This is a genomic window from Exiguobacterium sp. LL15, assembly GCF_024436095.1.
Lineage (GTDB): Bacteria > Bacillota > Bacilli > Exiguobacteriales > Exiguobacteriaceae > Exiguobacterium_A > Exiguobacterium_A indicum.
The window spans coordinates 1,707,887-1,727,533 of record NZ_JANFNX010000001.1 but is presented as its reverse complement, the minus strand read 5'-3'; the positions used below and the strand labels follow the sequence as shown (position 1 = coordinate 1,727,533).

Below are 19,647 nucleotides of genomic sequence, written 5' to 3'. Positions count from 1 at the left end.
ACTACCATACATGACAAACATTCTACAAACGGAAGTCGAAAAGCGTCGGATTTTCGGCATCATTTCCCACCCGGATGCGGGTAAGACGACATTAACTGAAAAATTCCTCCTGCATGGAGGCGCAATCCGTGAGGCAGGTTCTGTCAAGGCACGGAAAAACTCGAAATTTGCGAAATCGGACTGGATGGAAATCGAAAAACAACGCGGAATCTCCGTTACGTCTTCGGTCATGCAATTCGAATACAACAAAAAGATCGTCTCGATCATGGATACACCGGGTCACTCGGACTTCGGTGAAGATACGTACCGGATCCTCACAGCGGTTGACTCAGCGATCATGGTCATCGATGCGGCGAAAGGAATCGAGTCGCAAACGAAGAAACTGTTCCAAGTCTGTCGGATGCGCGGAATTCCAATCTTTACGTTCATCAACAAGATGGACCGTCAAGCACGTGACCCGCTCGAATTGATGGAAGAACTCGAAGAAGTCCTCGGCATCCCGTCGGTTGCTGTGACGTGGCCAGCTGGTTCGGGTCAACAGTTCGAAGGGGTCTATGACCGCGTCAAAGGACAATTCCATTGTTTCAAGAACGATCGTAAGTCGATCGAACTCGGCGAGGAAGGTCTCGCGAACGAAGAACTCGCGACGACAATCAACTCGGAAATGTATGAGACGTTGATGGATGAAGTCGACTTACTCGACGGCGCAGGTAACGAATACGATGAAGAATTGATCGCAAAAGGTGAACTGACTCCAGTCTTCTTCGGATCAGCACTCGTCGATTTCGGTGTCACACCACTTCTTGAACATTACTTGAACTTGTCTCCTTCACCGACACCACGCGAGTCGAACAAAGGGAAAGTCGAGCCGGCACAAGACTTCTTCAGCGGTTTCGTCTTCAAGATTCAAGCGAACATGAACCCGAACCACCGTGACCGGATTGCGTTCGTCCGTATTTGTACGGGTAAATTTGATCGTGGAATGGACGTCGTCCTGACACGGACAGGCAAGAAGATGAAGTTATCTCAATCGACACAATTCATGGCGGATGAGCGGGAAACGGTCAATGAAGCGTTCGCAGGAGACGTCATCGGATTGTACGATTCAGGCAACTATCAAATCGGTGATACGATCACGAACGGTGATCCATCATTACAATATGAAGCACTACCAACGTTCGCACCAGAACTCTTCTTGAAGGTCTATACGAAAAACGCCTTAAAGTCGAAACAGTTCCAAAAAGGTGTCGAACAGCTCGCGCAAGAAGGCGCGATCCAGGTCTACAAGACGGAATACAACGAAATCATCCTCGGAGCGATCGGACAACTCCAATTCGAAGTCTTCGAGCACCGGCTCAAAGGCGAGTATGGCGTTGATATCTTGAAGGATGCTGCGAACTTCCAAGTCGCGAAATGGATCAAGCCGGCTGAAGTCGCTGCCGTCAAACAATTGACGGATTCACGGACGGTTCTCGTTTATGACCGTTGGGAGAATGCTGTTCTGTTATTTGCGAATGATTTCGTCTACGAGCGATTCGTTCAGAAAAACGAAGGAACGATCACGTTGGTCGATTCACCGCAACAACTCTAAGTTTTTGACGGACTACTTTTCGAAGTGGTCCGTTTTTTCGTTCCTGAAATCTCGTTTGATGGCAAGCGAACAAGGGTAAAAATAGAGCGTGTTTGAATTCATATGAAAAAGGAAGGTGTCATGTGATGGCGAAACGGTTTGTTGGGATCTATCAGGATCAATCGAGTCTGGAACGAAAAATCGAGGAATTGAAACAACAGGGGCATCACGATTCAGATTTTTCCGTCGTCGGTCGAGATGACGCGGCAGACGAAGCATCGGGTGCAAGTTGGATTGATCAGGTCAAATCAAAATTTTCTAAAGAACCACCGCTCCGCGAGACGTTAAAACGTGTTGGACATTCGGATGATGAGGCAGAACGGCATTACGCAGAAGTCGAGCGTGGCGGTCTTGCATTGTTCGTCAAGGATCGAGATCACGATCATGACCACGACCATGAGCACCATCATCACCATGACCATGATCATGACCATCGACACGATGATAACAAGGTCGAAAATCCGGGGAACAATGCCTATGAATCCAATCACCGCGGGGACGGTGAGAAGAGCGACCGGGCGAAGTGGAAAGCGGACGATCTCGACTAATACCTAAAAGTGAAGGCGCCGCTTGCGGTGGACTTCACTTTTTTTCATATCTGGAGGCGTAGGGCGAGATGTGTGAGGAATCGAGGTGCTATACTGAGAGCATCGAAGAGGTGATAAGACATGAAAAAAATAGTGACAGCTTTAGCAGGAATTGGTCTTGCCAGTGCTTGGTTCATTAACCGGTACCCAGTTTTCGGGAAACGACCAAGCCGTGCAGAGCGGCTGAGTTTCGAACGATCAGATCGTTTTGTCGACGGGAAGTTCAAAAATGAGATGGATTTCCAGTTGAAGATGGAATGGGACTCGATGAAAAGTATCTTAAAGGATTACGGAAGAAACATTCCGAATCTGCGTCCTGTCAAAGCGTTACCGACGCTTCCGTATCAGCGACGTCAAGACGATAGTGAAACACCACGTGTCACATGGTTCGGACATTCGGCATTTTTACTCGAACTCGATGGGCAAACGATTTTCTTTGACCCGATGCTCGGGCGCGCACCATCACCGTTTCCGAAACTGGGCGGAGGACGTTTTCAAACGACGCAGAAGGTTGATTTCGAACGTCTACCGTTGATTGATGTCGTCGTCTATTCGCATGATCATTATGATCATCTCGATTATCCATCCGTCCTCGCCTTGAAAAATCGAGTCGGTCGCTTCATCGTGCCGCTCGGTGTCGGAAGTCGTCTCCGTGGATGGGGCGTCTCGGCTGAGCGAATCACGGAACTCGACTGGCATGAATCGACACAAGTCGGTGGCATCAAACTGACAGCGGCTCCTTCGCGCCATTATTCAGGACGAAATGGTCTTGATCAATTTTCAACGCTATGGGCGTCATGGGTCATCGAAGGCTCGCAAAAGGTCTTCTTTAGTGGCGATAGTGGATATGGTCCACACTTCAAAGCAATCGGCGAACAATATGGTCCGTTTGATTTGACGATGATGGAATGTGGACAGTACGATGTCCGGTGGTCCAATTCGCATATGTTACCGGAACAAACAGTTCAAGCTCATCGAGATGTCAAAGGTCGCGTCCTGATGCCGATTCACTGGTCTGCTTTCATCCTCGCTTTTCATGCCTGGTTCGAACCAGTCGAACGGTTGCTCAAGGAAGCGAAACGCGATGAGATTCCGGTTCTGACACCAATGATCGGGGAGAGTGTGACACCCGAGAGCACGACACGAAAATGGTGGCGGGAAGTGCGTTGAGTAAAATAACTTTTTGATTTTAATTGAATGAAATGAGAAAAAAGTAGCCTTTTCGAATCACATCGAAAAGGCTACTTTTTTAGGTGAATAAACAGACGAAATGTTCATCCTCGACTCTTATAGAAAAGCGAGGATGATGCCATCGTCCGGTCGTACAATACCATTTAGCTCGCCAATCGATCCGCTTGCTTTACGCGACGAGAACGAACTTTTTCGATGATTTCGAAACCGAGCACAAGCATCGTTCCGACGAGTAATCCGTTACTGAGGAACGGACGAAGCGTCAAAGGCAGGACTTCCGCGATGACGGTCGATTGCAACAAGATACTGATGCCGATGACGGCACTGATCGCAAACGCATGGCGGCGGCGACTGTTCTCCATGTTACTTTCCGCAGACTGCCAGGCAATCAGGAACATGTGCGGCAATGTCGCAAGCAACGCGGCACTCGCAACGCTACGCGGTAATGTCGCGATGATCCCGATCAAGCTTGGGAAGAAACCGATCAGTGCGATGACGAGCGAGGCAATCAAGAACGGGCGACGTTTCCGGCTTCCCGTTTGCGCGATGAATCCGCTCGTGATGGGTAATGGCACCGGGACAAGCGTCGAGAATGTAGCAGCGAGTAAATGAATGACACCTTCGATGGATAATCCTTGGTGCAGACGTCCTTGTTTTTGAAGCGTCGCTTCGACGGCGCTTAAAGCGGCAATTAAATTGACGACGAGCAAGATCGCGAACGGAATCGCGACAAGGAATGCACTGCCGTCAAACTGTGGCCATCCGAACGGTAGCGCTTGCGGTGGTGCGAACAAACTAGATGATGCAGGAAGCGACGGACGGCTGACGAGCCAACCGACGATGATTCCGATCATCAAGGCAAACGGACGTAAGCGACTCGGTCCAAATTGGCTGAGTCCGAGCACGAGCAAGAACGTGACGATTCCGGCGAGGCGTGTTGCCTCGACGGCGAGAACGGCACCGAGCATAACACCTGTCAATTGAATACATAATAAGAGCAAAAACGTTCCGCTGACGAGCGGTGTAAAGACGGGTAATAAGTACTTCGTCCATCCTGTCAAACCGAGAATGATGAGGACGACGCCGGCAATGACGACGGCTGCCATCGCGATTGTAAAGGCAGTTTTTGAATCGACCGGTAGTGCGGCGATGACGACGAAGATGCTGACCCATGATCCGGCAGGTCCCGATACGATCGGAAGCCGGTGGCCGAAGGCTCCGTGTAGGAAACAGGCAATCCCGCCTACAAAGAACGACCGTTGGACAAGGGAAGCAGTCTCAACTGATGAGAGGTCGAACAGACTGGCGACGACGATTGGTAAAGCAATCGTGTTCGCGAGTAAAAAGACGATCCACTGGAAGGTAGAAGTCGTTTGTTTCATGAAAAAGCTCCTTTCTTAAACTTCAGATATTCCTGCATCATAGCATATGATTGATGTTATGATTCATATATCTTTATACATGAAAACATATGAAAGAGATGATGAATATGGATTTACGCCAGTACCGCTATTTTTGTGCGGTCGTCGAGGAACAATCCGTCACGCGGGCAGCGGAGCGCTTACGGATGGCGCAACCTGCCTTGACGCAGCAAATTCGGCGGATGGAAGAAGAGCTAGGCGTTCGTCTGATTGAGCGGGCAGGACGCGGGATCCGGATTACCCCGAGCGGCAACCGCTTATATGAACGAGCGGTTTCTTTGCTGCAGTTCGAGCAGGAGACACGGATGGAAGTGAGCGACATCGAAGCCGGACGAACGGGAATCTTGCGCATTGGTGTGAACACTTTATCAGCCAGTCGGCTCGTCGAATGGATTGAACAGATGAAACGACGACATCCTGGCATTATCTTACAAGTCCATCAAGGAGAATCGAGTGCGCTCATCGAACGGTTGAAAGAGCGGTCGCTTGATGCGGCGTTCGTCCGTCTGCCGATTGATGCGAAAGGGATTTCGATTGAATGGATGGAAGAAGAACCGTTTCATCAAGTCTGGCACCCCGATCATCCGACTGCGGATCTCATCATTCCGAGTCAGGAAGGACTCGGTGTCTTTCAGACGTTAAGTCAACGGCTCGGCGTCGTATCGCAAGAGACGTGTTCCGATGTTTTGACGCTGATCGGACTTGTCCGCAGTGGACAGGCGGTGACTGTATTGCCGGAGAGTACGTTGCGGGAACTGGATATGACAGGACTGCACCAGACATACCTATCCGGTGCAGCAAGTACGACAGCCTTCGTCTGGTTGACGGAGACGGGACCGACGACACTGACGAAACAATTCATTGAAATCATGAAAGAAACAGCAGATTGATCAACTGACAGGAAAGAAAGGATAGATCGTATGAAAACGATTCAAGGCACGTATGGAGAAGCAAAGATTTTCACGGATAACGTCGACGACCTGACGATTAAGCAAGTCACAGCTATGTTAGAGGAACAATTTGCGACAGACAGTCGCGTCCGGATCATGCCAGATTGCCATGCTGGAAAAGGATCTGTCATCGGAACGACGATGCATGTGACGGACAAGGTCGTACCGAATCTCGTTGGTGTCGATATCGGTTGCGGCATGTTATGTACACGACTTGCTGAACAAGAACCAATCGATTATGCGAAACTTGACGCGACGATTCAGCGTCTCGTTCCAAGTGGCATGTCGGTACGTCAGCAAGCTCATCCATTGTCCGAACAGGTACCGTTTGATCAAGTACTTGCACCGTTTAACGAGACACGGGCACGATTATCGATTGGTACGCTTGGTGGAGGGAATCATTTCATCGAACTGAACCAGGATGCAGCAGGACAGCGCTATCTCGTCATTCATTCTGGTAGTCGCAATCTTGGGAAGACGATTGCCGAACATTATCAAGCAGAGGCAGAAACTGCACGCTTCCAATTTGACGCTGACCAAGTCATCGCCGAATTAAAACAACAAGGGCGCGAGTCGGATATACAGACGACCTTACAGCAATTGAAGGAAAAACGGTCTACGTTTAACAAAGATTTAGCATCTGTTTCCGGCGAAGCGATGGAGCGTTATCTCCATGATCTTAAGATCGCTCAACGATACGCAGCATTGAACCGTCAGGCGATGACCGAGGTCATTTTCGAGGCGATGGGATGGACGGTAGCGGATCAATTCGATACGATCCACAACTACATCGATCTTGACGCGATGATTCTACGAAAAGGTGCCATCTCTGCAAAAGCCGGCGAGCGGGCAATCATTCCGATGAACATGCGTGATGGTTCCTTGATCGTCGTAGGAAAAGGAAATCCCGATTGGAACTATTCCGCGCCACACGGAGCAGGACGAATCATGTCGCGGTCAAAAGCATTCAAAACAGTTGAACTGGATGCGTTCGAAAAGACGATGACCGATGTCTGGTCAAGTTCAGTCGTCGCATCGACGCGTGACGAGTCGCCGTTCGTCTACAAGCCGATGGACGAAATCATCCGTAATACGAAAGAAACGGTCGATGTCGTCGAGATCATTAAACCGCTGTACAATTTTAAGGCGAAATGATGGAAGGTTATTATCAATTGGGGAGGATATTCTATGAATTATAAGGGGACTATGTTGATTCTGTTTTCAAGTGTGTTTTTGATCGCTGGATGCACGGATGAGGCGGTCACGACGGAACAGAAAAAAGTAGAAGTCAAAACTACTACGCATACGAATCAGACGAAACACCCCATCTTAAATCCAGTTCAGTATGAAAAGCTGTTCAAGCATATGAATGAACACTTGAAGATGGATCAGTTTCAGTTGAAGGATAGTACGATCGGTGCAGATTTCACGGCTGTCGACCAATCCTTGAGTTTTGAGAAGAGAAGATGGTTAACGGTTGACGGAACGATTGATACGCCATCGACCCAGGAGACACTTTATTTTGAAAACCAAAAACAAGATACGCAGTTAGCGATTCATTTTGCGTATACGAATCGATACATAGGCAATGATCTGGTTCAGTATCAATCAAACGGTAGTTACGGCGAGCTCCTCATCATTAGCTACAAAAACATCCTCATATCCGTACAACAAAATTCATTAAACAAAGTAGATCCTGACACGACACAGGAAGCAGCAAAACAGGTGATCCAGGAATTAAAAAACGTCCCCGTTTAAAACGAGAACGTAAAGGTGACAACTCTGATTTGATTAGACCGTACCATCCGGTAATGTCTCACCAGTCCGACGAATCGTCGCGCCAAGTTCAGCAGCGATTGCATTGACGGCTTCTGAATCTTCGTTGACCTCACTGATCAAGATGACACCGTAATGGTCAGGATTGATCTGATTCAGCGTCCGGTTGAACAAATCAAATGATTCCCGCTCGTTCTTCTCATCCCGGTTCGCACCAATCAAGTAACCAGCAACGGAGCCGACGAGCATACCGAACGGACCACCAACGACACCGATTGCCATGCCGATCAATGAGCCTTTGAAGGATTGGTCCTGTTGCGTGAAGTCGATGGCATCGATGAAAGAGAAGCCCTCTGCTTCGTCACGTTTTGCGAGAACCATCTGATCCATCTCGATTTCCTTGATTGCCTCGAGATCCTTAATCATCGCAAAGCCTGTTTTTGCTTTTTCTAAATCACTAAAAATGATTGTCGTAATAACGTGCGTTGCATCGCTTTTGTATTTCGCCATAATAAACGCCTCCACAAGAATCGGATATCGTACTACACTTTTTAAGTACCCTGAACATTCTAAATGGAAACGCGAGACTGGAAATATGAAAAAAACAGGACAACAGAATAATTTTCTAATATCGGCAATAAGTAAAACTTATCGAAAGTCTTTCGTTCTTTCAAATTGTAACGGAATCCATATTATACTATGATAGAACTGTACAAGTAAGCGGTATCAGGGGCTTGATGTCGTGAACACTTAAAGGGGGAATCACCATGAAGCAAACAGATGTGTCGCAAGATGTCTTTGGCGCACGCCGTTCGTTTGAAGCAAACGGTAAGAATTATCAGTACTATAGTCTTGAAAAATTGGAAGAACTCGGATTGACGGAAGTCAAACGCCTTCCATACTCGATTCGTGTCCTGCTCGAGTCAGTACTTCGTCAACAAGATGGTCGTTCGATCACACGTGAACACGTCGAGAACTTGGCGAAATGGGGAACAGCTCAAGTTTCGAACGATGTCGATGTTCCGTTCAAACCGTCACGCGTCATCCTTCAGGATTTCACAGGTGTTCCAACGGTCGTTGACCTCGCGTCACTTCGTAAAGCCATGCAAGATCTCGGTGGAGACCCATCGGTCATCAACCCAGAAGTACCAGTCGACCTCGTCGTTGACCACTCGGTTCAAGTCGATGCTTACGGTTTTGCTGGAGCACTTGCAGAAAACATGGATCTCGAATTCGAACGTAACGAAGAGCGTTACAAATTACTTCGCTGGGCGACATCGGCATTCGATAACTACCGTGCCGTACCACCAGCAACAGGGATCGTCCACCAAGTTAACCTCGAGTACTTGGCATCTGTCGTCCTTGAAAAGGAAACAGCAGACGGTACAGTTGATGTGTACCCGGATACACTCGTCGGAACGGACTCACACACGACGATGATCAACGGTCTTGGCGTCCTCGGTTGGGGAGTCGGTGGGATCGAAGCGGAAGCGGGCATGCTCGGACAGCCATCGTTCTTCCCAGTACCAGAAGTCATCGGTGTACGCATTACAGGTGAGATGCACCCAGGAACGACAGCAACAGACGTTGCCCTTCGTGTAACGGAAATGCTCCGTCAAGAGAACGTCGTTGGTAAATTCGTCGAGTTCTTCGGTCCATCACTCCACTTGATGTCACTTTCTGACCGGGCAACAATCGCGAACATGGCGCCAGAATATGGTGCAACATGTGGATTCTTCCCAGTCGACACAGAAACATTGACGTACCTTCGTCTGACAGGTCGCGATGAAGAATTGATCGAAAAAGTCGAGAACTACTCGAAAGCAAACGGTTTGTTCTACACGCCACAAAACGAAGATCCAACATTCACGAAAACAGTCGAACTCGATCTTTCGACAATCGTTCCTGCCCTTGCTGGACCAAAACGTCCACAAGACCGGATTGATTTGACGGATGTTCATACATCATTCAAAAAAGCGTTGACGGCTCCACAAGGAAACGCTGGATTCGGCTTAGCGGAAGAAGAAGCGAACAAAGTCGCTGTCGTTCAGTTCGAAGACGAAGCAGTTGAAATGCGTACGGGTGACGTGGCAATCGCTGCGATCACGAGCTGTACGAACACATCAAACCCATACGTCATGATCGGTGCTGGACTCGTCGCGAAAAAAGCGATCGAACTCGGTCTTTCGGTTCCAAAATACGTCAAGACATCACTTGCGCCAGGATCGAAGGTCGTTACGGATTACCTCGAGAAATCAGGACTCCAAACGTACCTTGACGAACTCGGCTTCAACACGGTCGGTTACGGCTGTACGACATGTATCGGGAACTCTGGTCCACTCGACCGCGCAGTCGAAGACGCGATCCTCGGTTCAGACTTACTCGTATCGTCTGTCCTCTCCGGTAACCGTAACTTCGAAGGTCGTGTCCACCCGCTCGTCAAAGCGAACTACTTGGCTTCACCGCCACTCGTCGTCGCGTATGCACTTGCAGGAACAGTCGACGTCGATATCATGAACGCGTCACTCGGAACAGGCAAAGACGGACAAGAAGTCTTCTTCGCTGACATCTGGCCGTCACGTGATGAGATCCAAACGATCATCAACACGGTCGTCACACCAGAAAGCTTCCGTGCAGAATACGATTCAGTCTTCACAGGAAACGAACGTTGGAACAACCTTGATGTGCCAACAGGGGATCAGTACGACTTCGACGGTGAGTCGACGTACATCCAAAACCCACCGTTCTTTGAGAACTTGGCGAAGGAAGCTGGTCAAGTCGAAGCCCTCAACGGACTCCGTGTCTTCGGTAAGTTTGCTGATTCGGTTACGACGGACCACATCTCACCAGCGGGTTCATTCTCGAAAACGACACCAGCCGGTCAATACCTCGTCAACAAAGGGGTTGCACCAAAAGACTTCAACTCATACGGTTCACGTCGTGGTAACCACGAAATCATGATGCGCGGAACGTTCGCGAACATCCGCATCCGTAACCAAGTCGCACCAGGTACAGAAGGTGGCTTCACGACGTACTGGCCAACAGGCGAAACGATGGCGATGTACGATGCTGCGATGAAGTACAAAGAAGATGGCACAGGTCTCGTCATTCTTGCTGGTAAAGACTATGGTATGGGTTCTTCACGTGACTGGGCAGCAAAAGGAACGAACTTGCTTGGCGTCAAAGCCGTCATCGCGGAGAGCTTCGAGCGGATTCACCGTTCAAACCTCGTCATGATGGGTGTTCTTCCACTACAATACGTGGCAGGCACGACAGCTGAAACACTTGGTTTAACAGGTGAAGAAGCGATCAGCATCGCAATCGATGAGTCTGTTCGTCCACGTGACATCGTTAAAGTCACAGCGACAGCGGCAGATGGAAAAGTCACTGAATTCGAAGCGATTGCTCGTTTCGATTCAGAAGTCGACATCGATTACTACCGTCACGGCGGGATCCTTCCAATGGTCCTTCGTGAGCGTCTCCAACAAGCATAAGTTGTCTAATCAAAGGTGGGGGAAACCCCACCTTTTTTTGACGAGAGGAGGAAAAAGGTGAACCGATTCAAGAAGTGGTTTCAACCGAAGGAGGACGACCAGCCATTACCGATGCGTGACGTGACGCTTGATGAAGTCAAACAAGCGACGCATGCCTTTGAATCCGAACTACCGAAAGGGACGAATCGGACAGTGCTTCTAGATAATGAGCAACGCATCGACTTAAAGCAGTTGGAGCCGTATTTAAAGGTTCGTTCGACACAAGTGTTTTACATGTCGCGTGAGACATTCACCATCATGGAGGCAAAAGATCGGGAACTCGTCTATGAGATGGATCATGTCCAAGTTGCCGTTGATCGGTATTTTGATCGGGTGAAGAAACTCCCGTTGAAACCGTATAGCAAAACGTTCCAAGTCGACTGTGCGATGTTGTTTCAGGAAGGCTATTTGCGTGAAATGCCGCATCATAGCTATTACTTGGTCGATGAGTCGATGATCGTCTCGCTGACGCCGAAGGAAGCGTAAACGTAATCAAGGGTGGACCGAATTCATTCGGTTCGCCTTTTTTTGTCGTCCTGACCGTTTTCTGATTTGTTCAAAAGTCTGACGAATTTAGTCAGAAATCGTGAAATCTCGGACAAACCCTTTGTATTCTCCTTATAAAACCGATACGATGATAAGGAATAGAGACTTGAGCTAGGAAGGTGTACATGGCATGACGAAACGAACGAGCACGTGGATTGCAGTAGCAATCGTGGCAATGGCGATCCTCCTTGCCTACAATTTTTATCTCTTGAACAAGACGCAGACCGCAAGCGATGAAAAAGCCGCGACGGTCAAACCGTTTTATACGATGACACGCATCCAATATGTTGAGAAGAAGCTCGCGACGAAAAAAGATGAACTTGAATCACGCACGTATGAAGTCGTCTTTAATGACAAAGGTCATTTTCGGACAGAAGTCGTAGACGGTCCGTCAAAAGGATCACTTGCGATTTGGAACGGGACGATGTTCCGTGAGTATGATGCGACAGGGAAGTTAGTCAATGAGACGAAAGCGGGCAAAAGTGTCAGTGCGCCGCGCCCATTCCTCTCACGTGGCTTCAACGAACAGATCCTCGCTTTCATCAACAAAGGTGACTTTGGACAAGTCGAGGGAGAAGCGGACATCGCCGGAATGGCAGCGGACGTGTATGTGAAAAAAGAACCGTCCAGCACGGTACCAGAAGAATGGATCAAACAATATCCATCGATTTTCGATAAAGAAAATAACCAAGAACAAGCAACGTATTATGTCGCTTCCGACCGTTCGAAAGTACTCGGTGCGGAGTCACGCAATAACGGTAAATTGTTCTACTCTGTCAAGATGAAGAGTTTTGAAACGATTGATACGTTCGATCCGGATTGGTTAAAAGCAAAATAAACAAGAGACGACCGGCGATGACGCTACGAAACGGTAGCGGGCAAAGTCGGTTTTTTCGAGACGCAGGAGGTTCAACATGGAAGCATTCTCGAAAGAGGAGATGTTCAATCAAATCAAAGCGTGGGAAGAGGGCGCGAAGGTCGAGGAGGTGCTCGCGCTACGTTATGCTCAAAGTAGCCGGTTGCTTGGAGAGACGGAAGCACTCGTCCGCATCTTGGCGTTACTCGTCGAACATCGCTATATCATGACAGGACGACTGGATGCCTTAGCTGAGAGTTGGATGCAAGAAATCCGTCAGCATGGCCGCCTGCCAGCCCGTCTTGAGCAGTTGTTGACGGAACAACAATTACAAAGTACGTATCAGCGCCTTGTCGCGCATACGTTTCCGACGATTCGCGAGACGGACAATGCAAACGCAAAACGCTCGGCGACGAAAGAACTGATCCTCCAAGCAAGTCAAATCGTCGAGGAGACGGAACAAATCGTCGAACTGACGGAACGACTTCGTCGGTTGGATGCCGGACGCTGGACGGAACTGTTCGAGGCTGGAACGGCATTATTGCGTTCAAGTGCCACGCTTGAACAGACAGCGCAGACATTCGTCGACAGCTTACAAGAGCGTTTCTATTCCCGGGAAGCGTTCCGCGAGATGACGGAACTGAAAGCGACGACGATCCAGGATCTCAAACGTGTCGTCGCTTTGCTCCCCGTCGAAAGCAAACAAGTCGAACGCTCAGCACTCGAGGAACTTGACGCGATGATTGGTCTCGAAGACATCAAACAACGGGTCCATCATATGTATCGCTTCTTGAAGTATCAACAGAAACGATCGGAAGATGGCTACCGTTCAAGCGATCAACCATCCTTACACATGATCTTCATGGGGAACCCCGGAACCGGAAAGACGACGCTTGCCCGTTTGATGGCAAAGATCTATCACGAGCTCGGATTACTCGAACGACCGGAAGTCGTCGAGACGGATCGTTCATCGCTTGTCGGTGCGTTCGTCGGTCAGACGGAAGAACAGGTCATGAGTAAAGTCCGCGAAGCCGTCGGAGGGGTGCTCTTCATCGATGAAGCCTATGCCTTAAAACGTGCCGGACAAAGTGGGAACGATTATGGTCAGGCCGCGATCGATACGCTCGTCGCAGCAATGACGAGTGGGGAATATGCAGGGCGATTTGCGGTCGTGCTTGCTGGTTATCCAGAAGAGATGCGTGATTTCCTGAAGGCGAACCCTGGACTGCGGAGTCGTTTCCCGGAATCAAATCATTATCTACTCGCCGACTATACGGATCAGGAGCTGCTCGCCATCGGACGCTCGATCGCGACCGCGAACGATTATGTCTTGACGGAACAAGCGGAGCGGGCATTACTCGGACGGCTTGAGCGGGAACGCGTCGACGCCAGTTTCGGAAACGGACGCGCTGTTCGCAATATCGTGCTCGATGCCATCTTCAAGAAGGGTGCGAGCCTTGGAGAGAGTGCCAGTCATGAAGACTTTGCCTTACTCGAACAAGAAGATTTCGAGATGGTTCAAGAACCGGACGCAACCGTTGAGGAGCGGATCGCTTCGCTCGTCGGATTATCCGATCTCAAAGACGAACTCAAGCAGATTGAAGCCTTATTGTCGATGCAAAAACGTCGTCGGGAAGCGGGCTATAAAGTCTTGCCGGTTGAACTGCATGCGGTCTTTAGCGGCAATAGCGGGACCGGAAAGACGACTGTCGCGCAGCTTTATGCTGATGTCTTACGACAATGCGGTTATTTGAAACGCGGACATCTGAAAGTCGTCAGCCGGGCGGATCTCGTCTCCGGTTACGTCGGACAAACGGCGCAAAAGACGCGTGACGCGATTCGCGACGCGCTGGGTGGTGTCTTATTCATTGATGAAGCGTATGCGTTAAACGGTGGAGCGAACGACTTCGGGAAGGAAGCGATCGATACGCTCGTGGATGAGATGACGAAACATCAAGACAATCTCGTCGTCGTCCTTGCGGGTTACGAGCAACAGATGAACGCCTTGCTCGCAAGTAACCCAGGACTGAAATCACGCTTCAAACGGTCATTCCACTTCCCGAATTACTCGCCAGACGAGTTGATTCAAATCATTGAAGGATACGCGGCACGGTTCGGATACGAGCTGACGGAGGACGCACGATTGACGCTTACCGAGAAGATTGATGTCGTTCCGAACGGAAACGCACGAGCGGCGATCACGATCGTCGAACAGGCGATCGCGAAGCAGTCGATGCGATTAATTGACAAAGTTAGCTTATCCGGTTCAGAATGGTCCTATCTTGAAAAAGAGGATTTTTAAGGGGGAAGCTACATGCACACGATTGAAATACCTGTCCGCTACGCCGAGACGGACATGATGGGCATCGTCTATCATTCGAATTATCTCGTCTATTTGGAACTGGCGCGGACGGAATTGATCCAGTCCTTAGGTCTTGACTATAAGCAAATGGAAGATGCGGGATATGTCTCCCCGGTCACGAATGTCAATCTCGATTACAAACGCTCGTTGACGTACGGTGATACAGCGGTCGTCACGGTCTGGATTGATCATTACGATGGATTGCGGACGATTTATGGCTATACGGTCAAACATCCGGACGGGAAGCTTGCGGTCTCTGCGAAGACGACACACGTCGTCGTCAAGAAAGAAAACTTCCGACCGATTCGCTTGCCGAAGGTGTTCCCGAACTGGCACGAAATTTATGAGAAGATGAGCGAGACGGACGCAGCACTCTTAACGGAAGCATAAAGAGATACATCAAAAGCGGGATCGATTTTTGAATCGGTTTCGTTTTTTTCATTTTTTTCAGTCTGAACAGTAAAAATTAGCACTTGGTACTAACGACCGATGACAAAGTCAGGATCATTTGCGAAAATAAAGAAGCTGAAGTAAGGTAGGGACTTACTCCATCTGTCGGAAGTAGACTCGACGGATGGAACGATTAGCGGTAACATAGAGAAGCATAAAAAGAAGAGGGGTCTTACTCATGAAAAAAATCGTAACCGTCAGTACGTTAGCGCTTCTCCTTGCAGGATGTAATCCTGGGGATCAACAAGCGGATGATACAACGAAAACGGAACAGAAATCAGATGAGACAAAACAATCAAACGACGAAACGAAAAAAGAAGACACAGCAAAAGACACGAACAAAGAAGAAACAAACAAAGCAGACGAAACAACAAAAGACGATACGTCAGAAGAAGCAAAACAAGAAGACAATTCGTCTGATGCGGCAACGCAAGAAGATCAAGAATCTTCGGATGAGACGAAAAAAGAAGAAGAACAAAAAGACGATACACCAGCATCAGAGAACAAGACGGAGGACAAAAAAGACGAATCGACGGATAAACCGGACAGTTCATCTCAGGATCCAGAACAAGAAAAACCGTCGAAACCAGAAGATGAGACACCGGACGTCGATAAATCAGCAGAAGCCAAAGCGGATTTATCACTTGGTAATCTTGTCGTCGTCAATAAGAAATACAGCTTGCCAATCGACTACAAACCATCGGATCTCGTCGTACCGAATGTCAGCTTCTCATACTCAGGTGTACTTGAGCAAAGCTACATGCGGGCGCCGGCTGCGAAACAGATGGAAAAGATGTTCGCCGCTGCTAAAAAAGAAGGCGTGACATTGAACGCTGTCAGCGGATTCCGTTCAGGCGCACGTCAAAAAGTATTGTATAATAATTATGTCGCACGTGATGGCAAGGCAGCTGCTGATCAATATTCAGCTCGTCCTGGTAACAGTGAGCACCAAACAGGTCTTGCTTTTGATATTTCGGCACCAAGCGTTGGTAACGGGTTAACAGCTGCCCTTGGTGATACGAAAGAAGGAAAATGGATTGCGAATAACGCAGACAAATATGGTTTCATCGTGCGCTACGATCGTGGTTTCCAATCACGGACAGGCTATACGTATGAGCCATGGCACATTCGTTATGTCGGTGTCGATGTCGCGACACAAATTAAAAATAACGGACAGACTCTTGAGGAATATATGAAAGTCGGTCACTAAGAGGTTGGAGGTTGACTATGATTGAAATCATAGGGATTTTAGTTCTTGGCTATCTGCTTGGTTCGATACCGTTCGCACTTCTTGTCGGGAAGTGGGGACACGGGATGGATATTCGCCAACATGGTAGCGGGAATCTCGGAACGACGAATACGTTCCGTGTCTTGGGAAAAAAGGCGGGAATCATCGTATTGATCGGTGATTTCGGAAAAGGAGCCGTCGCAAGCCTTGTTCCAATCTTAATGGGAGCAGATATACATCCGTTGTTTGCTGGATTAGCAGCTGTCATCGGTCATATCTATCCGATCTTCGCGAAGTTCAAAGGCGGAAAGGCAGTTGCGACGTCCGGAGGGATGTTGCTCGTGACGAGCCCTGTTCTGTTCATCTTCCTGCTCGTCTCCTTTTTGACGACACTTCGTCTAAGCCGGATGGTGTCGCTCAGTTCAATCGTGGCGGCAAGTGTCGGAATCGTTGTTTCCATCACCATCGGCTTTTTGACGAACGATTGGATCGTTCCGACGTTCTTTACGGTTCTTGCTTTGTTCGTCATCTTCAAGCACCGCGAGAACATCCAACGGATTCGCCAAGGAACAGAATCTAAGATTCCACTCTTTGCAAAGAAACCGTCTGAATGAGTCATTAAGACGCATCTACATCTCGTTCATTGAGATGCGGATGCGTCTTTTGTTTGTGAAAAAAGTCGGATAACGGACGAATTCAACGACATTTCATAGGAACTACACGTTTATTTACATCGGATTTACAAGACCTTTACAGACGTTCGATACACTAGAACTAGAACTTGTCTGTGAAGGGGGAAGCGCACGTGTCGTTGTTAGGAGAAGAGCGGAAATCACGCATCATGGAATGGCTGGAAGAGGAAGGGAAAGTCATGACTAAGGATTTGATCGAACGTCTCGATGTCTCGGGAGAAACGGTACGACGCTACTTAGAGGAACTCGAACGGGAACGGCAATTGAAGCGCGTCTATGGTGGCGCCATCTATCAAGGAGGAAAACGAGAGACGCCGATCTCACGTCGGACGGATCAATTGTCTCGCCGTTTAGCGCGTTATGCGAAAGGATGGCTCAGCGATTATTCCTGTATCTTTCTTGGTCGAGGTGAGCCGGTCGAGCATCTGTTGCCGTATTTAACGGGGAACGCGACGATCGTCACGAACTCACTGATGGTCGCTAGTCACTTGGAGCAGTGCCGTAAGACGGGACCGTTCAAAGGTGAAATTCGATTACTCGGTGGAACAGTCGATGCCTACGGGCAGACGGTCGGAGTCGAAGTCTTGCAGGCGCTCGATGCCTACGCTTTTGATGCCTGTTTTCTATCGTTTGACGGTGCCGAAATCGAGCGTGGCTTTGTCAGCGATGATATTGAATCCTCGCTGATTCAAAAAGCCGTCATCAGTTGTACGAAAGACGTTTATGCCTTTTTGGCGAATGATGAATTCCAGGGCAATCGTAAATATAAGGTGGCAGAGTTCCGACGTGCGAAGATCGTCCTCAGTCCAGCCTCCTATCCACCATCGTGGGAGATGAAACTATTCAACGAACGCGTGAACTGGATGGTCGTCTCATGATACACTGATGCGGGAGGGATGCATCATGTTAGAAATCATCGCATCGACCGTAGAAGAAGCGGTCGCAGCAGAACAAGCCGGAGCGGACCGGATCGAGCTCGTTTCCGCATTATCCGAAGGTGGGTTGACGCCGAGCTATGGACTGATTCGTCAAGTCGTCTCGACGGTCGAGATTCCGGTTCACCTCCTCGTTCGACCACATAGTAAGTCGTTCGTCTATTCGAAATCAGATGAGGAGACGATCATCACGGATATCGACTTGATCCGTGAACTCGGTGCTGCCGGGATCGTCGTCGGCTCATTGACCGCAGACGGTCGCATCGACGAAGGCTTCCTTGGTCGAATCATCAAACATAAAGGGGAACTGTCACTGACGTTCCACCGGGCGATCGACAGTAGTCGTGATATTTTCGAAGCGGCAGAAGTCCTCGCTGATTTTCCGGAAGTCGACCGGATCTTGACGTCAGGTGGTCAAGCGACGGCACTAGAAGGAAAAGAGACGATTGCGCGCTTGATCGAGGAACATCCAGACTTGATTATCTTACCAGGTTCCGGGATTACGCTTGAGAATGCGGAAACGCTTCTCAAAGCGACGAAGGCATCGGAACTGCATGTGGGATCCGCTGTCTTACAAGACGGTATCATTCAAAAAGAACGTGTTGAAGCATTGAAACGACTTCTCGGCTAATCCTATACCGCACGAATCCATTTTTCAAATCTTATGAGATGAGAGAAATGGATTTTTTTGTATGTGTTCGTGACGGATTTTCGACGATTCCGTGACGCGTTTGAAAAGCAGAGTGGGATAACTAGGTTTTTTAACGGGACTACGCTAGAATCAAAGATGGAAATAGTGGAAATGAAGGAGTACGACATGAACCCTAAACAATTAAAACAAGACGCCCTTGGTACACTAAAAGGACGCTGGCTGGTCGGGCTAAGCATCTCGATCATCTACTTCCTGATCTTTGCGCTTGCAGCAAGCCGGATGTCCTTTGACCAAGGTGACATTGACAGCATGGTCCGTTTCGCCGGACTGAACATGGTCGTAACGATCGTCCTTGCTCCGGTGACGGTCGGACGAACGATTGCTTACTTACGCTTCACACGCGGGGAATCTGCTGGCATCGGAACGTTATTCGAAGGATTTTCTTCGTTTCGACGTGCTTTCCGGACGATTGCTGCTTACGCGATCGTGACGGTATTGGTGTACGTCGGATCATTTTTGATTTTACCGGCATTGTACTTTTATCTAGCGTATCGCCTTGTACCGTACATTTTGGTCGACCGACCGGAATTGTCGTTTTGGCAAGTACTCGGTGAGAGTCGTCGGATGATGAAAGGGCATAAGCGTGAACTGATCATGCTTTACCTGAGTTTCATCGGTTGGGGTATCCTCGCACTACTTAGTACTGTGGGGGTCATCTTCTTGACGCCATACTTTGATACGACGATGGCACACTTCTATGAACGCTTGAAACCAACACGTCAATCATCCGTCGAGGGATGAACGAAAAAAGCCTGTACATTACGTCAGTAGACGTAGC

The 19,647-nt window shown here is 48.9% G+C and carries 18 protein-coding genes; 16 read left to right on the top strand and 2 right to left on the bottom strand.

Annotated elements, in window-relative coordinates; genetic code table 11:
• Positions 1–10 precede the first annotated feature (10 nt).
• From NOM72_RS09065 to NOM72_RS09055, 3 genes are all read left to right on the top strand, one after another.
• Positions 11–1,591 carry a peptide chain release factor 3 gene (locus NOM72_RS09065; RefSeq protein WP_058705241.1) on the top strand — a complete coding sequence of 527 codons (1,581 nt, stop codon included), beginning with the start codon at positions 11–13 and terminating at the stop codon, positions 1,589–1,591.
• A 125-nt stretch (positions 1,592–1,716) separates the two neighbouring features.
• Positions 1,717–2,178 carry a YflT domain-containing protein gene (locus NOM72_RS09060; protein WP_035398102.1) on the top strand — a complete coding sequence of 154 codons (462 nt, stop codon included), beginning with the start codon at positions 1,717–1,719 and terminating at the stop codon, positions 2,176–2,178.
• 120 nt (positions 2,179–2,298) lie between these two features.
• Positions 2,299–3,387 (top strand): MBL fold metallo-hydrolase, encoded by a 1,089-nt coding sequence (locus NOM72_RS09055; protein WP_255998974.1) that lies wholly within the window; start codon positions 2,299–2,301, stop codon positions 3,385–3,387.
• A 164-nt stretch (positions 3,388–3,551) separates the two neighbouring features.
• On the opposite strand, the gene NOM72_RS09050 is transcribed toward NOM72_RS09055, so the two are convergent.
• Positions 3,552–4,790 (bottom strand): purine/pyrimidine permease, encoded by a 1,239-nt coding sequence (locus NOM72_RS09050; protein WP_255998972.1) that lies wholly within the window; start codon positions 4,788–4,790, stop codon positions 3,552–3,554.
• 107 nt (positions 4,791–4,897) lie between these two features.
• On the opposite strand from NOM72_RS09050, the gene NOM72_RS09045 reads away from it, so the two are divergent.
• From NOM72_RS09045 to NOM72_RS09035, 3 genes are read left to right on the top strand one after another with little or no spacing between them, the layout of a single operon-like run.
• Positions 4,898–5,719 (top strand): LysR family transcriptional regulator, encoded by an 822-nt coding sequence (locus NOM72_RS09045; protein ID WP_255998969.1) that lies wholly within the window; start codon positions 4,898–4,900, stop codon positions 5,717–5,719.
• Between the two features lie 30 nt (positions 5,720–5,749).
• On the top strand, positions 5,750–6,934 hold the full coding sequence (locus tag NOM72_RS09040; RefSeq protein WP_255998966.1) for an RtcB family protein: 1,185 nt from the start codon (positions 5,750–5,752) through the stop codon (positions 6,932–6,934).
• A gap of 33 nt (positions 6,935–6,967) precedes the next feature.
• On the top strand, positions 6,968–7,537 hold the full coding sequence (locus tag NOM72_RS09035; protein WP_023467795.1) for a hypothetical protein: 570 nt from the start codon (positions 6,968–6,970) through the stop codon (positions 7,535–7,537).
• A 33-nt stretch (positions 7,538–7,570) separates the two neighbouring features.
• On the opposite strand, the gene NOM72_RS09030 is transcribed toward NOM72_RS09035, so the two are convergent.
• Positions 7,571–8,065, bottom strand: a complete 495-nt coding sequence (locus tag NOM72_RS09030) for a hypothetical protein (RefSeq protein ID WP_023467796.1) — start codon at positions 8,063–8,065, stop codon at positions 7,571–7,573.
• 257 nt (positions 8,066–8,322) lie between these two features.
• Here NOM72_RS09030 and acnA point away from each other — a divergent pair, with 257 nt between their 5' ends.
• The 10 genes from acnA to NOM72_RS08980 all read left to right on the top strand — a co-directional run bounded on the left by acnA (position 8,323) and on the right by NOM72_RS08980 (position 19,610).
• Positions 8,323–11,049, top strand: coding sequence for an aconitate hydratase AcnA (acnA, locus tag NOM72_RS09025; RefSeq protein WP_023467797.1), 2,727 nt, complete (start codon positions 8,323–8,325; stop codon positions 11,047–11,049).
• Positions 11,050–11,106: 57 nt separating this feature from the next.
• Complete coding sequence (locus NOM72_RS09020; protein WP_255998962.1) at positions 11,107–11,574, top strand: DUF3939 domain-containing protein; 468 nt, start codon at positions 11,107–11,109, stop codon at positions 11,572–11,574.
• 190 nt (positions 11,575–11,764) lie between these two features.
• Entirely contained in the window at positions 11,765–12,472 is a 708-nt protein-coding gene (locus NOM72_RS09015) for a hypothetical protein (protein ID WP_029341277.1), read from the top strand.
• Positions 12,473–12,548: 76 nt separating this feature from the next.
• Positions 12,549–14,792: an AAA family ATPase gene (locus NOM72_RS09010; RefSeq protein WP_058705232.1), complete on the top strand. Its 2,244-nt coding sequence runs from the start codon at positions 12,549–12,551 to the stop codon at positions 14,790–14,792.
• A gap of 12 nt (positions 14,793–14,804) precedes the next feature.
• Entirely contained in the window at positions 14,805–15,242 is a 438-nt protein-coding gene (locus tag NOM72_RS09005) for an acyl-CoA thioesterase (protein WP_058705231.1), read from the top strand.
• Positions 15,243–15,480: 238 nt separating this feature from the next.
• Positions 15,481–16,512: a M15 family metallopeptidase gene (locus NOM72_RS09000; protein ID WP_255998951.1), complete on the top strand. Its 1,032-nt coding sequence runs from the start codon at positions 15,481–15,483 to the stop codon at positions 16,510–16,512.
• Between the two features lie 17 nt (positions 16,513–16,529).
• The gene (plsY, locus tag NOM72_RS08995) at positions 16,530–17,144 is read left to right on the top strand and encodes a glycerol-3-phosphate 1-O-acyltransferase PlsY (RefSeq protein WP_035398091.1); all 615 of its coding nucleotides are present in this window, start codon (positions 16,530–16,532) and stop codon (positions 17,142–17,144) included.
• Positions 17,145–17,335: 191 nt separating this feature from the next.
• Positions 17,336–18,100 (top strand): DeoR/GlpR family DNA-binding transcription regulator, encoded by a 765-nt coding sequence (locus NOM72_RS08990; RefSeq protein WP_023467804.1) that lies wholly within the window; start codon positions 17,336–17,338, stop codon positions 18,098–18,100.
• A 25-nt stretch (positions 18,101–18,125) separates the two neighbouring features.
• Entirely contained in the window at positions 18,126–18,788 is a 663-nt protein-coding gene (locus NOM72_RS08985; RefSeq protein WP_255998947.1) for a copper homeostasis protein CutC, read from the top strand.
• A 186-nt stretch (positions 18,789–18,974) separates the two neighbouring features.
• Positions 18,975–19,610, top strand: a complete 636-nt coding sequence (locus tag NOM72_RS08980; RefSeq protein ID WP_058265217.1) for a DUF975 family protein — start codon at positions 18,975–18,977, stop codon at positions 19,608–19,610.
• Positions 19,611–19,647: the final 37 nt, after the last annotated feature.

Bases quoted from the DNA above. Each gene is read 5' to 3' on its own strand.
- NOM72_RS09065 (WP_058705241.1), top strand. From the start codon at position 11: ATGACAAACATTCTACAAACGGAAGTCGAAAAGCGTCGGATTTTCGGC.
- NOM72_RS09060 (WP_035398102.1), top strand. From the start codon at position 1,717: ATGGCGAAACGGTTTGTTGGGATCTATCAGGATCAATCGAGTCTGGAA.
- NOM72_RS09055 (WP_255998974.1), top strand. From the start codon at position 2,299: ATGAAAAAAATAGTGACAGCTTTAGCAGGAATTGGTCTTGCCAGTGCT.
- NOM72_RS09050 (WP_255998972.1), bottom strand. From the start codon at position 4,790: ATGAAACAAACGACTTCTACCTTCCAGTGGATCGTCTTTTTACTCGCG.
- NOM72_RS09045 (WP_255998969.1), top strand. From the start codon at position 4,898: ATGGATTTACGCCAGTACCGCTATTTTTGTGCGGTCGTCGAGGAACAA.
- NOM72_RS09040 (WP_255998966.1), top strand. From the start codon at position 5,750: ATGAAAACGATTCAAGGCACGTATGGAGAAGCAAAGATTTTCACGGAT.
- NOM72_RS09035 (WP_023467795.1), top strand. From the start codon at position 6,968: ATGAATTATAAGGGGACTATGTTGATTCTGTTTTCAAGTGTGTTTTTG.
- NOM72_RS09030 (WP_023467796.1), bottom strand. From the start codon at position 8,065: ATGGCGAAATACAAAAGCGATGCAACGCACGTTATTACGACAATCATT.
- acnA (WP_023467797.1), top strand. From the start codon at position 8,323: ATGAAGCAAACAGATGTGTCGCAAGATGTCTTTGGCGCACGCCGTTCG.
- NOM72_RS09015 (WP_029341277.1), top strand. From the start codon at position 11,765: ATGACGAAACGAACGAGCACGTGGATTGCAGTAGCAATCGTGGCAATG.
- NOM72_RS09010 (WP_058705232.1), top strand. From the start codon at position 12,549: ATGGAAGCATTCTCGAAAGAGGAGATGTTCAATCAAATCAAAGCGTGG.
- NOM72_RS09005 (WP_058705231.1), top strand. From the start codon at position 14,805: ATGCACACGATTGAAATACCTGTCCGCTACGCCGAGACGGACATGATG.
- NOM72_RS09000 (WP_255998951.1), top strand. From the start codon at position 15,481: ATGAAAAAAATCGTAACCGTCAGTACGTTAGCGCTTCTCCTTGCAGGA.
- plsY (WP_035398091.1), top strand. From the start codon at position 16,530: ATGATTGAAATCATAGGGATTTTAGTTCTTGGCTATCTGCTTGGTTCG.
- NOM72_RS08985 (WP_255998947.1), top strand. From the start codon at position 18,126: ATGTTAGAAATCATCGCATCGACCGTAGAAGAAGCGGTCGCAGCAGAA.
- NOM72_RS08980 (WP_058265217.1), top strand. From the start codon at position 18,975: ATGAACCCTAAACAATTAAAACAAGACGCCCTTGGTACACTAAAAGGA.